This is a genomic window from Nocardiopsis oceanisediminis (genome assembly GCF_048595525.1).
GTDB lineage: Bacteria > Actinomycetota > Actinomycetes > Streptosporangiales > Streptosporangiaceae > Nocardiopsis_A > Nocardiopsis_A oceanisediminis.
The window spans coordinates 2191499-2206882 of record NZ_JAFMZJ010000001.1; the positions used below are offsets into that span (position 1 = coordinate 2191499).

Below are 15384 nucleotides of genomic sequence, written 5' to 3' on the forward strand. Positions count from 1 at the left end.
ACCGGGTCCTTGAACCTGACGACCGATGGGAAGGGCGGAAGCGCCATGTCTCGGCCGCCTGCCGCTCCGGACGCGGCGCAGACCCGCTCCGGGCGCACCGGCGACGGCGCCGCGCAGGGCCGGGCCAAGCACCGGAGCGGAGGAACGGGCGACGCCCGCTTCGAGCAGATCCTGGAGAACCTGCGCGGCCGGATCCGCGGCGTCCGCTTCGCCGACGGCCTGCCCGGGTCCGCCGAGGGCGAGTCGGCCCGCGGTGACGTGCTGCACCAGCTGGAGGACTTCGTCCTGCCCCGGGTGCGCCGCCCGGACACCCCGCTGCTGATCGCGGTCGCCGGCTCCACCGGAGCGGGCAAGTCGACCCTGGTGAACAGCCTGGTCGGCGAGCAGGTCACCACCACCGGCGTGCGCCGCCCCACCACCAACAGCCCGGTCCTGGCGTGCAACCCGGCCGACGTCGACTGGTTCAGCGAGGCCTCGTTCCTGCCCACCCTGCCCCGGGTGCGCCAGCAGGGCCTGGCGATGCCCGGCAAGGACGGCATGCTGGTGCTGGCCGCCAGCGAGTCGATGCCCGAAGGGGTCGCCCTGCTGGACACCCCGGACGTCGACTCCGCGGTGGCGGCGCACCACGAGTTCGCCGCGAAGTTCCTGGACGCCGCCGACCTGTGGGTGTTCGTCACCACCAGCCGCCGCTACGCCGACGCCCGGGTCTGGGAGTTCCTCCAGGTCGCCCGGGACCGGGACACCTCGCTGGCGGTGGTGCTCTCCCGGGTCCCCGAGCGCGGCCGGGAGCAGCTGCTCGACCACTTCTCCGCGATGCTGCAGGCCAACGGGCTGGGCGGGGCCACCCGGTTCTCCATCCCCGAGACCGACCAGATCGCCGGCGGCCGGTTCACCGCGAACACCGCCGACCCCATCCGCTCCTACCTGGCCGACGTCGCGGGCGACCTGGCCCGCCGGGACCGGGTGACCCGGCGGACGTTCATCGGCGTGGTGGACAGCTTCCGCACCCGGGTCCCCGAGCTCGCCCGCCAGGTCGAGGTGCAGGTGGAGGTCAGGCAGCGGCTCTCGGAGACGGTTCGCGAGGCCTACGGCGACGCCGCCGAGGAGGTCTCCGACGCCCTGGAGGACGGCTCCCTGGTCCGCGGCAACGTGCTGGCCCGCTGGCAGGACATCGCCGCCAGCGGCGAGCTGGTGCGCACCCTGCGGCTGCGCGGAAAGCGCAAGGCCAAGGCGGTGGAGGCCGCCGCCCCCCGGATCGAGGCGCTGCGCGGCGCCGTGCTGGACGCGCTGGAGGCGCTGGTGGCCTCCGCCGCGGAGCGGGCCGCCGACCGGGTGGGCGAGGAGTGGGACCGGGTCCCCGGCGGCGGCGTGCTCGCCCAGGCCTACCAGGACGAGCCGCCGGAGGCGTTCTCCCGCCGCACCCGCGAGGCCCTCTCCGGCTGGCAGGACCGGGTCGCCGAGATGCTCACCGCCGACGGCGCGACCAAGCGGTCGGTGGCCAAGTTCGTCACCTTCGACAAGGAGGCGTTCACCCTGATCCTCATCGTCGAACTCCTCGGCTACCCGGCGGTGGAGGCCGGGCGCCGCGGCTCCGGCCCCTCGCCGCAGCGCCTGCTCAAGGGCCTCTTCGGCGCGGAGGCGCTGCGTAGCATAGGGGTGGCGGCGCGCGACGACCTGCGCGGGCGGATCGGCACGCTGCTGAGCGGGGAGAAGCGCCGTTTCACCGACGCGCTGGCGGCCGCGGGGCTGCCGGACGAGGACGACGCCGTCCAGCTCTACCAGGCCACGTACAACCTTGAGATTGCGCGATGACGAGTCAGCGGAACCCCGCCCACACCGGCGAGGAACCGGACGCCCCTGAGGGCGCCGGGCAGCGGGAGGAGGCCCCCCGGGCCGCCTCCGACGGGTGGAGCGGGTACATCGTGCCCACCGCCGGCGCCGACGCCGGCTGGCTGCCCCGAGAGGGCGGCGGGCCGCTCCCGCCCGCCCGGAGCGGGCCGGACCGGTCCTACCCCGAGCTGCGCCGGGCCGTCGACGAGCGGACCGGCGACGGCGGGGGCGACGGGGAGGCGGAGCAGGGGCCCTGGCCCACCGCGGAGGACGGCCCCGAGCGGCAGGCCGCCGAGCCGCCCGCCGCGGACGCCGACGGCGGAGCCGATGCCGGATCCGAGGCCGCAGCCGGGGCGGAGCCCTCCGCCCCGGCGCGCCGGGGCCGGCACGCCGCGCCCCGCCGGGCCGAGCAGGACCCCGGCCCGGCCGAGGCGCCGCACACCGGGAGCGCGCACGAGCGGCCGGACGGCGGCCCGGCCTCCCCGGAGGGGCCGGAAGGGCCGGAGGAGGACGCCGGCGCCCCCGCGCCCGCTCAGGGACAGGGCGCGGCGGCCGGGGACATGGACGACCCGGAGGACCTGGCGGGCTGGGTCGGCAGCCTCACCGAGGCCGTCGACGCCGACACCCGCATCGCGGGCCGCCGCACCGGCGAGATCCCCATCGTGCGGCCGCAGCCCGAACCGGCCGCCGAGGACGCCGGGAGCGGCGCCGGGACCGATGCCGGCGGAGCGGCGGAGCCGGAGCGCCCCGAGCCGGCCGGCACCGGCTCCGCCGATGCCGGGCTCCCCGAACCGGAGCCCGCCGGCGCCGAGCCCTTCGCCGGGCCCTCCGTCGAGGAGGAGCCGGAGGCCGGCGCCCCGGAGGAGCACGGAGCCGAGGAGGACGGCGGCACCGGGGCCGAACCGGACGACGGCCCCGCGCCCTGGACGCCGGACCCCGGTTTCACCGTGGACGGCGCCGATGGCGATGACGACGAGTACCGCCCGGACACCCGGGAGCACTGGCAGCCGCACCCCGAGGTCTCCCGCGCCGAGCTGGTCGCCCGGCTGGACGGGCTGGCCGCCGCGGTGGAGATCGGCGGCGAGGACATCGCCCCGGAGCGGGCCGCCGCCGCCCGGCACATGCTCAACCACGCCGGCGCGCGGCTGCGGCTCTCCGCCGACCACACCGTGGTGGCGCTGGCCGGCGGCACCGGCAGCGGAAAGTCCTCACTGTTCAACGCGGTGTGCGGGCTGGAGTTCTCCCGAGTGGGGATCACCCGCCCCACCACCTCCGCCGCGCACGCCTGCGTGTGGGGCACCGAGGGCGCCGACGAGCTGCTGGACTGGGTCGGGGTGCCGCCCCGGCACCGCCACTCGCGCACCAGCGAACTGGACCGGGACGACTCCGAGCTGTCCGGGCTGATCCTGCTCGACCTGCCCGACCACGACTCGGTGCGCGCCGTGCACACCGCGGAGGCGGACCGGCTGATCGGCGCCGCCGACCTGCTGGTCTGGGTGCTCGACCCGCAGAAGTACGCCGACGCCGCGGTGCACCACCGCTACCTGGCCGAGATGTCGGGCTACGGGGCGGTGACCGTCGCGGTGCTCAACCAGGTGGACCGGGTCGAGCCCGACGAGCTGGAGGAGCTCCTCACCGACCTGCGCCGGCTGCTGGAGACCGAGTCGGGGGTGCACCCCCGGGTGCTCACCACCTCCACGCTCACCGGCCACGGCATCCGCGACCTGCGCGAACTGCTCACCGAGACGGTCGCCGGGCGGCGCGCCGCGGTCGACCGGCTGGTCGCCGACCTGGAAGGCGTGGTCGAGGAGTTCGAGCCCTACCGGTCCGGGGAGGGGAGCGCCCCGGAGGAGGTGCCCGAGCCGGACCGGCGGCGGCTGGCCGCCCGGCTGCTGGAGGCCTGCGGCACCGACGCCCTGGCCGACGCGGTGGAGACCCGCCACGCGCGGCGCGGCACCCGGCGGGTCGGCTGGCCGGTCACCCGCTGGGCGAGCCGGTTCCGCCGCGACCCGGTGCGCGCCGCGGGCATGGACTTCCTGCGCGACTCCTCGGACGCGGCGGCGAGCCCGGTCGCGCCGCAGCAGGCCGAGGTGGAGAAGGCGGCGGTGGCCACCGCGGACGCGGTCGCCGGCGGCCTGCCGGCCCCGTGGCCCAAGCGCCTCCGCGCGGCCGCGCGCTCCGGCACCGAGGGCCTGCCCGAGGCGCTGGGCTCCGAGGTGGCGGCGGTGCTGCCCTCGGACGTCGCCGAGCCCTCCTGGTGGGGGGCGGTGCGCGCGCTGCAGTACACCCTGGTGGCGGCCGCGGGGGCGGCGCTGGCCTGGTTCGCGGTGGTGCTGGTCAGCTGGCTCGCCGGCGGCCTCACCGGCCTCGCGTTCCTGGATTCGCCGCTCTTCCTGGGGCTGGCGGCGGCCGTCGCGGCCGCGGCGCTGCTGGCCGGCTGGCTCACCTCGATCGGCTGCCGGAACCTGGTCTCCGACGCCGCCGCCAAGGAGCGCGAGGCGACCGAGGCGGCCTGCGCGGAACGGGTCGAGGCGGTGGCGGAGGAGCAGGTCATCGCCCCGGTCGAGCGGGAACTGGCCCGCTACCGCTCCTTCGAGGCGGCCCTGGCCGAAGCGCGCGGCGAGGCCTGACCCCGGCCCGGTCCCGGACCGCCGGGGCCGGGCGCGCGCCCGCCGGAACGTCCCTCCCCGGCCCGCGCCCGCACGGCTCCGCGGGCAGGGGCGCCGTGCACGCCGGCGGACGCCCTTTCGCGCCGGTCCCGGCCCGTATCCGGGCCCACCTGTGCCTGGTCCGCGCCCGGCCGGACCCCGGAGCGTCCTGCGGACCTGAGGGCGCTCGCGCGGGCCCGGCCGGTTGCGGCTCCGGTCCCCCGGGGGGCAGGGCGGGGCGCCGGGCGCGCCGGCGGACGTCCTGCCGCACCCGAGTCGGCCCGCACTCGGTCCGTGCTCTGCCGGACCCTGAAGGGCCCTGCGTGCCGGAGGCGGCCGCGCGGCTCCGGTCCTCGGAGGCGGTGCCGGGCGCCGGCGGACCTCTGCCGCATCCGAGTCGCCTGTGCCGCGGAGCGGATGTCCGATCCGACCGCAGGGGGAGGGGCCGCGGCCGGGGCGTCCGCCCGCGCCGGCCCGGATCTTCCGGCCGGGCCGCCTGCGGGCGCCGGACCGGATGCCCGCCCGGCCCTCGGCGGGGCGGCCCACCGGGCGGAGCCCCGGCGAAGCGGCCTTCCGCCGGCGTTCTCAGCGGCCCTCGCGCGCCGCCGCCCGGGTTCCGGGCCGCCGGGGGAGGTACGCCGGATAACAGGAGAAACGGGGCGCAGCGGTTCGGAGCGCCGCGAACGGTGCGGCCGGCGCCGGGCAGGCGGCCGAGGCCTGCTGGAGCTCGGCAATATGGCGGTTTCCCTCTCCCCTTGTACAATCGGCGATTAGGCTGTCACTGACCGTGATTCACGGTCCGGGGGCCGCCGCCCGGCTGCGCCGGCGCCTCTGGCCGTCGACCCTGGGATCGGGGGGAGAACGAGGTGGCGATGGATCGGCGCGGTACGGCTCCTGCGCGGTCCCTGCCCCGATACCCGAAGGACCTGCCCCGGCCCCTGCTGGCCTTCATGGGGGCCGTGTCCGCCTGCGCCCTGGCCGCCGCCGTGCTCGCGCTGCTCGCACTCCCGCCCGTCCGCGCCGAAGACCTGCTGCTCTTCGGGGGCCTGGTGCTCTGCGCGGCGCTGTGCGTCGAGGGGATGCGCAGGCTCGGCTCACCGCAGGGCGTCACCCGCGACCTCTTCGGCGCCTGGTGGTTCCCCACCCTGCTGCTCCTCCCGCCGGCCTACGCGCTGCTCATCCCGGCCCCGGTCTACCTGCTGCTGCAGTACCGGATCCGGCGGATCCCCGCGCACCGGCGGACCTTCAACGCCGCCTCGGTCGGGCTCGCCGGCGCCGCCGCCTCCTGGGTCTTCCACCTCGCCGCCGCGGACGCCGCCGCGGCCGGGGGGCCGGCGGGGGCCGCGGAGCTGCTGGCCACCCCGGAGGGCGTACTGGCCGGGGTGGCGGCCTGCGTCCTGTTCACCGTGGTCAACACCGGCATCATCGCCACCGCGGTCCGGCTCAGCGGCGGCGGGGCGCCGCTGCGGATGCTGTGCGGCCGGGAGGCGGTGACCGTCGCCGGCGTGGAGATCTGCGCCGGCCTCACCGCCGCGGTGCTGGCCGGGCTCTCCACGCCGCTGCTCGTCCTCGCGCTGCCGCCGGTGCTCATGCTCCAGCGCAGCCTGCTCTTCGAGGAGCTGCAGGCGGCCGCGCGCAACGACCCCAAGACCGGGCTGCTCAACGCCACCACCTGGGAGAAGGAGGCCGAGCTCGGCCTGCAGCGGGCCCGGCGGGAGAACAGCCCCGCGGCGGTGCTGATCGTCGACATCGACCACTTCAAGCGGGTCAACGACACCTACGGGCACCTGGTCGGCGACGAGATCCTGCAGGCCGTCGCCGACACCCTCGGCGGCCAGCTGCGCACCGGGGACCTGATCGGCCGGTTCGGCGGCGAGGAGTTCGTGGTGCTGCTGAGCGACGCCGACATGGCCGAGGCGTGCCGCGTCGCGGAGCGGCTGCGCTACCGGGTGGGGCTGCTCCGCCCGCCCACCGGGCAGGGCGAGATCACCATCACCGTCTCCGTCGGCATCGCGCTGCTGCCGCTGCACGGGGAGACCCTGGTCGACCTGCTCACCATCGCCGACCTCGCGCTGTACCGGGCCAAGGACGAGGGGCGGGACCGGGTCCGCCTCCCGGTCGCGGCCGGCCCCGCCGCCATCCCGGGGCAGAAGCGCGGCGAGGACGCGGTCCCGGAGTGCCGCCCGGCCGACCCCGCGGTCACCGGGGAGCCCCGGGTGCTGGAGGCCTGAGCGGATCGGCCGGACCGCCGTCCACAGCCCCGCCGTCCACAGCCCGGAACGCGCCGTTGCCGCGGCCCGCCGCCGTGACGCACGGTGAGCGCATGGAAACAGCCACCCCCTGGATCTCCGTCCGCCGCGCCGGCGACGTCATCGGAGTCGTCCCCTACCTCGTCGGATACCACCCGAGCGACGCCGTCGTCGTGGTCGGGGTGCAGGGCACCACCGGCCGGATCCGGTTCGTGATGTGCTCCCGCCCGCCCCTGCCCGACCCGGGCGACGTGGCCCGGCGCTCGCTGCGCGCGCTGCGCGACCACGGCTGCGAGACCGCCCTGCTGATCGGCTACGGCCCGGCCGAGCGGATCACCCCGCAGGTGGACGCGTTCGCCGCGGCGGCCCGCGCGCACGGCGTCGAGCTCCGGGACGCGCTGCGGGTCACCGGCGGCCGGTACTGGTCCTACCTGTGCGCCTCGCCGTCGTGCTGCCCGCCGGAGGGCAACCCGGTCGACCCCGCCGGCTCCGCGGCGGTCGCCGAGGCGGTCGCCCGCGGGTTCAGCGCCTGGCCGGACCGTGCGGCGCTGCTGGACTCGATCGCCCCGGCCACCGGGGAGCCGCGGGCCCGGATGGACCGGGCCACCGTCGCCGCCGAGGCGCGCTGCGCCCGGCTGTGGAGCCGCCGCGATCCCGGCGGCCAGGCCCCTTTCCGCACCGCGTTCCGGGCCGAGGGGAAGCGCGCGGTCCGCGCCGCGGTGGACGCCGCCCGGGCCGGCCGCCCGCCGGAGGACCCGGCCTCCGTCGCCTGGCTCGCGCTGCTGCTCGTCTCGGTCGAGGTGCGCGACGAGGCCTGGCTCCGCATCGACCCCGCCGAAGCCGGGGTCCACGTCGACCTGTGGCGCCGGGTGCTGCGCCTGGCCGACCCCGGCTACACGGCGGCCCCCGGGTCGCTGCTCGCCTTCGCGGCCTGGCTCCGCGGCGACCTGGCACTGGCCGACGCGGCACTGGACCGGGTGGCCCGGGCGGCTCCGGGCTACTCCATGGCGGCCCTCATCCGCCGGGCCCTGGAGGCCGGTGTGCCGCCGGGCGGCTGGCGCCCGCCCGCCGCGGAGTGGCCGGTGCGGCGCGGTCCCGGCCGGCCGCCCCCGGACCGCCGGTACGGGCCCGGGCACCTGGGCGATGGCCCTAGGCTGGGAGGCATGCCGGAGTACATCTACACCATGCAGAACGTGCGCAAGGCGCACGGCGACAAAGTCGTCCTGGACAACGTGTCGGGCTCCTTCCTCCCCGGGGCGAAGATCGGTGTCGTGGGGCCGAACGGCGCGGGCAAGTCCACCCTGCTGAAGGTGATGGCCGGCGTTGAGCAGCCCTCCAACGGCGAGGCGCGCCTGATGCCGGGGTTCACCGTGGGCATGCTGGCGCAGGAGCCCCAGCTCGACGCGGACAAGACCGTGCTGGAGAACGTCGAGGAGGGCGTCGCCGAGACCAAGGCGATGCTGAACCGCTTCAACGAGATCGCCGAGAAGATGGCGACCGACTACTCCGACGAGCTCCTCGAGGAGATGGGCAAGCTCCAGGAGCAGCTCGACCACCGCAACGCCTGGGATCTGGACAGCCAGCTCGCGCAGGCGATGGACGCGCTGCGCTGCCCGCCCGGGGACGCCTCGGTCACCAGCCTCTCCGGCGGTGAGAAGCGCCGGGTCGCGCTCTGCCGCCTGCTGCTGGAGCAGCCCGACCTGCTGCTGCTCGACGAGCCCACCAACCACCTGGACGCGGAGAGCGTGCAGTGGCTGGAGCAGCACCTGGCGAAGTACCCCGGCACCATCGTCGCCATCACCCACGACCGGTACTTCCTGGACCACGTGGCCACCTGGATCCTGGAGCTGGACCGCGGCCGCTTCTACCCCTACGAGGGCAACTACACGACCTACCTCGACAACAAGGCCGCCCGGCTCAAGGTCGAGGGACAGAAGGACGCCAAGCAGGCCCGGCGGATCTCCGAGGAGCTGGAGTGGGTCCGCTCCAACGCCAAGGCCCGCCAGACCAAGAGCAAGGCCCGGCTGCAGCGGTACGAGGAGATGGCCACCGAGGCCGCCAAGACCCGCAAGCTGGACTTCGAGGAGATCCAGATCCCGCCGGGCCCGCGGCTGGGCGGCACCGTGGTCGAGGTCAAGAACCTCACCAAGGGCTACGGGGACCGCGTCCTCATCGACGGCCTGAGCTTCTCCCTGCCGCCCAACGGCATCGTCGGTGTCATCGGCCCCAACGGCGTCGGCAAGACCACCCTGTTCAAGATGCTGGTCGGCGAGGAGCAGCCGGACTCCGGCTCGGTCGCCGTCGGCGACACGGTGAAGGTCTCCTACGTCGACCAGTACCGGGCCGGCATCGCCGACGACAAGAACGTCTGGGAGGCGATCTCCGACGGGGAGAGCTTCATCCAGGTCGGCAACGTGGAGATCCCCAGCCGGGCCTACGCCGCGGCGTTCGGCTTCAAGGGCTCCGACCAGCAGAAGCCGGCCGGGGTGCTGTCCGGCGGTGAGCGCAACCGGGTCAACCTGGCGCTCACCCTGAAGCAGGGCGGCAACCTGCTCCTGCTGGACGAGCCCACCAACGACCTCGACGTGGAGACCCTGGGGTCGCTGGAGAACGCGCTGCTGGACTTCCCCGGCTGCGCCGTGATCACCTCGCACGACCGGTGGTTCCTGGACCGCGTCGCCACCCACATCCTGGCCTGGGAGGGCGGCTCGGACTGGTTCTGGTTCGAGGGCAACTTCGAGTCCTACGAGAAGAACAAGATCGAGCGGCTCGGCCCGGAGGCCGCCCGCCCGCACGCGGTCACCCACCGCAAGCTCACCCGGGACTGACCCGCGCCGGCCGGCGCGGCCCCCGGTCCGGCGCCCTCCGCGCGGGGCGCCGGACCGGGGGTTGCGCGCCGCCCGGCCCCACCGCATAAGCTGGTCGGCGACTATGACTTCCGCGCGCGATGACCAAGTGACGTTCTATGACGCCGTCGGCGGCGAGGAGGCCTTCACCCGCCTCGTCCGCCGGTTCTACGAGGGCGTCGCCGACGACCCGGTGCTCCGGCCGATGTACCCCGAGGAGGATCTGGGCCCGGCCGAGGAGCGGCTGCGGCTCTTCCTCATCCAGTACTGGGGCGGCCCGCGCACCTACAACGAGCTCCGCGGCCACCCGCGGCTGCGCATGCGGCACGTGCCGTTCCGGATCGGCGCCGCCGAGCGGGACCGCTGGCTGGCGCACATGCGCGCCGCCGTCGGCTCCCTCGAGCTCCCCGAGGCACTGGAGGCGCGGCTCTGGGAGTACATGGTCTACGCGGCGCACAGCATGGTGAACGTGCCCGAGGACGAACCGGTCCGGCAGGTCGCCGACCCCACCGGGATCACCGTCGCCCGGGGGCCCGGGGCCGACCGGTCCGGTGAGGACCCGGACGACGGCGAGACCGTCACGATCTCCCTGAAGTGACCGGCGCCGCCGCCACCGCGGCGGCGGCGAACAGCGCGCTCACCGCGAACACGGCGGGCAGGCCGGCCCCGGTGATGACCGCCGCCATCAGCACCGGCGTCAGCGTCGTGCTGACCGCCTGGAGCCAGTTCTGCACGGCCAGCGCCCGGCCGGCCCAGGAGGTCCCGGCGATCTCGGCGACCGAGGTGAAGGTCAGCCCGTTGTGGCACATCGACAGCACCAGGCAGCCGAGCAGCAGCGGGACCGCGGTCCACGGCAGCGCGGCCGGCACGGCGGAGAGCAGCAGCAGCGCCGCGCAGGACACTGCGGAGAGCACCCGCACCGGGCGCATCCGCTCCCCGGTCCGGTCCGAGAGGACCCCCAGCAGCAGCCGGCCCAGCGCCCCGGGGACCTGGGCGGCGGCCACCACCGCGCCCGCCGCGGGCGCGGCCCAGCCGTGCTCCTCCACCAGGTAGACCAGGGCGTAGGTCACCAGCGCGATCTGCGGGACGCCCAGCAGCATGCTCACCCCGTGCACCCGCCACAGCGTCCGCCCCCGGTACGGCGAGCCCCGGCGGCCGGAGGCCGCGTCCCCGGTGGGCCGCCCGTCCGCCCCGGCCTCGGGGGGCGGCGGCGCGGACAGCAGCAGCACCAGCGGCGCGGAGGCGGCCGCCGCGGCGGCCGGGAGCATCATCGCGCCGAGGAACCCCCACCGCTCCGCGGCCGCGGGCAGGACCAGCGCGGCCAGCCCCATCCCCAGCGGCAGCGCCGACTGCCGGATCCCCATCGCCAGCCCGCGCTCCCGGGCGGAGAACCAGGACAGGATCAGCCGGCCGCTCGCCGCGTTCACCGGGCCGCCGGCCGCCCCCGCCAGCAGCAGCACGCCGCCGACCCCCAGCGGCCCGCGCACGGCCGCGAGCAGCCCTAGCGCCCCGGCGGTCAGGGCCAGGCTCAGCGCCATGGTGGCCCGCTCGCCGAACCGGTCGATCACCACGCCCCAGAGCAGCAGGGTCAGCAGCAGCCCGAACGCGGGCAGACCGGCGAGCATCCCGGCCTGCGCCGTGGTCATCCCGTAGGCGTCCCGCAACTGCGGCAGGACGAAGGGCACCCCGTACAGCGAGGTGACACTGGCCACCTGGGCGGCCATGCTCACACAGAGGATCACCCAACGATTGCGCACCCGCACCCGGCCAGGGTAGTTCGCCCCGGTTCCGCCCCTGGCGGGCGCCCCCTCGGCTTCCGCTCGAGCGGAAACCGGCTCCCGGCATGCCCGGCTCCTCGGGACCGGTCCGACCGACCCGAGAGGTCCAGGGGAGCCCATGCCCGGAGAGGCCGGCAGAGGCCGGGCGCTGTGCTCCGGTCGCCCCTTCCCGCCCGGTGGCGGAGCGGTGAGTCCCGCCCGCGGGCCGGGGCGCCCGTACCCGGTTCTTCGGGCCGGTCCGGGAGGCCCCGGGGATTTGTACCTGGAGAAGAACCGGCGGGAGCCGGGTGCTGGGCGCCCCTTTCCGCAGGCTTCCGGTCGCCCCCCTTCCCGTCCGGCGGCGGAGGGGCGGGTGCGGGGCCGGCGGAGCGGCGGCCCCTGCCCGGAGGCGGGTGCGCCGGGCCGGGCTCCGCCGGGTGCTCCCGGCCGCTCTCCGCGCCGCCGTGGCGGGTGGAGAACACCGGCCTCGCGCGGGCCGGCGGGGCCCGGCGGAGGCCGCCGGCCGTGAACGGAGGCGGAGGCCGCCACCCGATCGGGGCCGGGCGCTCCCCGGCTCCCGGAGGCGGGGAGCGGCGGGGTCAGCCACCGTGCGGCGGGTCGAGGTCCAGGCCGCCGCCGAGCAGGGCGTGCAGGCGCAGGGCGAGCTGGAGCTCCAGGGCGCGCGGCGGGCTCTGCCAGTCCGGTCCGAGCAGCCGGCCGACCCGGTCCAGCCGCTGGGCGACGGTGTTCACGTGCACGTGCAGGGCGTCCTTGGCGCGGGCCGGGCTGGACCCGTGCGCGAAGTAGGCGCGCACCGTCTCCACCAGGGCGGTGCCGCGCTCCCGGTCGTAGGCGAGCAGCGGGCCCAGGGTCGTCTCGACGAACCCGGGGACGTCCCGGTCGCCGCCGATCAGCAGCCCGAGGAAACCCAGGTCGGCGGGGGAGGCCACGTCCCCGGTGCGGCCCAGCGAGACCAGCGCCCGCAGGCAGCGCCGCGCCTCGGTGTAGGCGCCCCGGAAGGCCGGCACCCCCGCGGTGGGGCCGGCGGTGCCCGCGGTCACCGGGGTGTTCACCGCGGCGGACAGCGCCTCGGCGGCGCGGGCGCCGACCTCGGCCGGGTCCTTCCCGGGCAGCGCCAGCACGGTGCCGCCGGCCCGCGTCCCCGCCAGGCCGTCACCGGTCTCCGCCAGGTGCTGGGCGGCCGAGCGGAGCCGCCCGGCGTGCGCCCCGGGCGCCTCGGCGACCACCACGACGTGCGGGGCGTCCAGGTCGGCGCCGAGCAGCCGCCCCCGGCGGCGCAGCGCGTCGGCGTCGTCCGGGGAGTCCAGCACCGCATCCAGCAGGTCGCCGCGGACCCGGTGCTCGGCCTCGCTCGCCGAGCGGCGCATCACCAGCAGCAGGGCGACCACGAGGGCGGCGCGCTCCAGGATCCGGCGGTCGGCGGCGTCCAGCCGGACCCCGCGCAATACCAGGGTGCCCAGCGGCTCGCCGCCGGCCAGTACCGGCGCGGCGCAGGTCCCGCCGACCTGCACCACCCGGCCGCCGGCCTGCGCGGCCCGGACCGCCTCGGCGTCCTCCCCGGCCGGGCCGTCCGGGCCGCGCAGGCCGGCCCCGGGCGGGTCCGCGTCGTAGAGCACCGCCGATCCGCCCAGCACCTCGCTGACCGCGGCCTCCACCTCCTCCATCCCGCCGCCGCGCAGCACCAGGTCGGTGAAGCGCTCGTGGGCGGCCGCGGCCCGCTCCACGCCGGTGCTGTGCAGGGTGAGCCGCTGGTTGGCCTCGCCCAGCTCGGCCAGCGCGGCCCGGGTGTCCTCGATGAGGCCGGCGTTGTCGATCGCGATCGAGGCGTGCGCCGCGAACGAGCCGAGCAGCGCCACCTCGTCCCGGGAGAAGGGGCGCTCCCGGCGGTTGGCCGCGAACAGCACCCCGATCACCCGGCCGTTGAGCTGCAGCGGCACCCCGAGGATGGCGATCAGGCCCTCTTCGCTGACGGCCGTGTCGATCGGGTCGGTGTGCGCGAACCGGGTGTCGGCGAAGTAGTTCGCGGTCACGTAGGGCAGCGCGGTCTGCGCCACCAGTCCGCCCAGCCCGTCCCCGGGGCTCAGCCGCAGCCGCTGGAACCGGGCCGACACCGACCCCGAGGTGACCCGCATGACGGTGCCGCCGCCGTCCCCGGGATCGGCGTCGCGCAGCGTCAGGTAGGCGGTGTCGGTGCCGAGCAGGTTGCGGGCCCGGTCCACGATGGCGCGGAGCACCCGGTCCAGGTCGCGCATGCCGGCCAGGTCGTTCGCGGTCTCGTACAGAGCGGCCAGCTCCGACTCGCGCCGCCGCCGGTCGGCCAGCACGGTGCGCACCTCCAGGGCGAGCACCTTCGCGGTCTCCAGCCCGGCCAGCGCCTCCGGGTCCCGCCCGGCGGCCCGCGCCTCCATCAGCGGCCGCTCGTACTCCACGGCGGGCGCGTCGCGCAGCAGCAGCCGCAGGAACTGGGTCTGCGCGCTCTCCGGGCCGGCCGGGTCCGGCGGCGGGACCGACCGGGTCACCCGGCGCTCCAGCCGCCATCGAGGGTGAGCGAGGCCCCGTTGACGAACGAGGCGGCGGGGCCGCACAGGTAGGCGACGGCCTCGGCGACCTCCTCGGGCTCCAGCAGCCGCTTGGCCGGGGTGCGGGCGAGCAGTACCCGCCCGGCCACCTCGCCGGGGTCCAGGCCGTGCGCGGCGGCCTGATCGGCGAGCTGGGCCTCGACCAGCGGGGTGCGCACGTAGCCGGGGGCGACGCAGTTGGACGTGACGCCCCGGGCGGCCCCCTCCACCGCGACGGCCTTGGACAGGCCCTCCAGGGCGTGCTTGGCGGTGACGTAGGCCGACTTGTAGGGCGAGGCGAGCCGCCCGTGCACCGAGGAGACGTTCACGATCCGGCCCCACCCCCGCCGGTACATGTGCGGCAGGGCGGCCCGGACGGTGCGGAACGGCGCCTCCACCATGACCCGCAGCATCCGGGAGAACTCCTCCGGGGGGAACTCCTCCACCGGGGAGACCAGCTGGAAACCGGCGTTGTTCAGCACGATGTCGGCGCCCCTGCCGATCTCCTCGGCGGCGTCGGGATCGGCCAGGTCGGCCGGGACGGCGGTGCCCGCGCCGCTCTCGGCGAGCGCGCGCACCCCATCGGCGTCCCGGTCCACCAGCCGGACCTCGGCGCCGGCGGCGGCCAGCCGCAGCGCGCACGCCCGGCCGATGCCGGAGGCGGCGCCGGTCACCACGGCGGTCCGCCCGCGCAGGTCGAGCGGGGCGGACGCCTCGGCCGCGGTCGGCGCCGGCGGGGGCGCCGCAGGCTGCGCGCGCTGGTCGGTGGTGGCCATCGAGCCCTCCTGGTCCTGCACGGGGCCGGGGCCGGAGCCCCGGCGGGGAGCGGTCGCAGCTCAATCTAGGCGCGCCCGGCCCCCCGGCGCATGGGGCCCGCCTCCATGCCGGGCGGTCCGGGAGTGGCGGCGGACGACATGCCCCGCCGGCCCGGCCCGCGCGGGCGCCGCCGGCCTTCGGGATCGCGCTCCGCTGCGGCCCGGGGACCCCCACCGGTGCAGCGGGGGCGGCCGCCCCCGGAGGGGCCCGCGCGGCCCCTCCCGGGCGCCGGGTCGGCCCCGGATCCGGTTCCGGCGGGGGAGCAGGGCCGACGCCGCCCCGGCCGCATATCCGGCAGGCGGGCACCGGTCCGGGGCGGATGCTCGCCGGGAACGGGGGTCTCGCCGCCGCTCCGGTTTCTTGCGGGGCGGAAGGCGCGGGCCCGGGGGCGCCTCCGGGCCCGGTGCAGGGCCGCCGCCGCCGGACGGGCCGAGCGCACCTGCCTTCGCGGGGAAGGGGCGGTCCCGGCGGCCGCCCCGAGTGGCCCGGGAAGGCCGCTCCCGGGCGCATGCGGGCCGCGGCCCCGGCGGGGCCGTCCGGACCCCGCTCGGCCCGGCCTCCTTCCCCGGCCGCCGGTGCGCGGGGCGAGAGCCGCCGCTTCCGCCCCCGGTGCCCGCGCCCGGAGCGGGTGCGGAAGGGGGCCTCTCGGCGGCTCCTTC

General features: G+C 77.1%; 8 protein-coding genes. 5 read left to right on the forward strand and 3 right to left on the reverse strand.

Annotated features, from left to right (window positions below):
• Positions 1-45 precede the first annotated feature (45 nt).
• From J0910_RS09850 to J0910_RS09875, 5 genes are all read left to right on the forward strand, one after another.
• Complete coding sequence (locus tag J0910_RS09850; RefSeq protein WP_420158220.1) at positions 46-1812, forward strand: GTPase; 1767 nt, start codon at positions 46-48, stop codon at positions 1810-1812.
• Positions 1809-4460 (forward strand): GTPase, encoded by a 2652-nt coding sequence (locus tag J0910_RS09855; RefSeq protein ID WP_420158221.1) that lies wholly within the window; start codon positions 1809-1811, stop codon positions 4458-4460. The genes J0910_RS09850 and J0910_RS09855 overlap by 4 nt, the downstream gene beginning before the upstream one ends.
• A 968-nt stretch (positions 4461-5428) precedes the next feature.
• Positions 5429-6709 (forward strand): GGDEF domain-containing protein, encoded by a 1281-nt coding sequence (locus J0910_RS09860; protein ID WP_420158222.1) that lies wholly within the window; start codon positions 5429-5431, stop codon positions 6707-6709.
• Positions 6710-6801: 92 nt separating this feature from the next.
• Positions 6802-9555, forward strand: coding sequence for an energy-dependent translational throttle protein EttA (gene ettA, locus J0910_RS31310; protein WP_474646590.1), 2754 nt, complete (start codon positions 6802-6804; stop codon positions 9553-9555).
• 127 nt (positions 9556-9682) lie between these two features.
• Positions 9683-10171 (forward strand): globin, encoded by a 489-nt coding sequence (locus J0910_RS09875; RefSeq protein WP_420158223.1) that lies wholly within the window; start codon positions 9683-9685, stop codon positions 10169-10171.
• On the opposite strand, the gene J0910_RS09880 is transcribed toward J0910_RS09875, so the two are convergent.
• The 3 genes from J0910_RS09880 to J0910_RS09890 form a co-directional block, all read right to left on the reverse strand.
• Positions 10152-11336, reverse strand: a complete 1185-nt coding sequence (locus J0910_RS09880; RefSeq protein WP_420158224.1) for an MFS transporter — start codon at positions 11334-11336, stop codon at positions 10152-10154. The two genes, J0910_RS09875 and J0910_RS09880, sit on opposite strands and share 20 nt — an antisense overlap.
• Before the next feature lie 593 nt (positions 11337-11929).
• On the reverse strand, positions 11930-13882 hold the full coding sequence (locus J0910_RS09885) for a helix-turn-helix domain-containing protein (RefSeq protein ID WP_420161938.1): 1953 nt from the start codon (positions 13880-13882) through the stop codon (positions 11930-11932).
• A complete protein-coding gene (locus J0910_RS09890; protein ID WP_420158225.1) occupies positions 13867-14685 on the reverse strand; it encodes a 3-hydroxybutyrate dehydrogenase in 819 nt (272 codons plus the stop codon). The genes J0910_RS09885 and J0910_RS09890 overlap by 16 nt, the downstream gene beginning before the upstream one ends.
• Positions 14686-15384: the final 699 nt, after the last annotated feature.

Excerpts from the sequence above, each read along its gene's own strand:
- J0910_RS09850 (WP_420158220.1), top strand. The coding sequence starts at position 46 with ATGTCTCGGCCGCCTGCCGCTCCGGACGCGGCGCAGACCCGCTCCGGG.
- J0910_RS09890 (WP_420158225.1), bottom strand. The coding sequence starts at position 14,685 with ATGGCCACCACCGACCAGCGCGCGCAGCCTGCGGCGCCCCCGCCGGCG.
- ettA (WP_474646590.1), top strand. The coding sequence starts at position 6,802 with ATGGAAACAGCCACCCCCTGGATCTCCGTCCGCCGCGCCGGCGACGTC.
- J0910_RS09860 (WP_420158222.1), top strand. The coding sequence starts at position 5,429 with ATGGGGGCCGTGTCCGCCTGCGCCCTGGCCGCCGCCGTGCTCGCGCTG.
- J0910_RS09855 (WP_420158221.1), top strand. The coding sequence starts at position 1,809 with ATGACGAGTCAGCGGAACCCCGCCCACACCGGCGAGGAACCGGACGCC.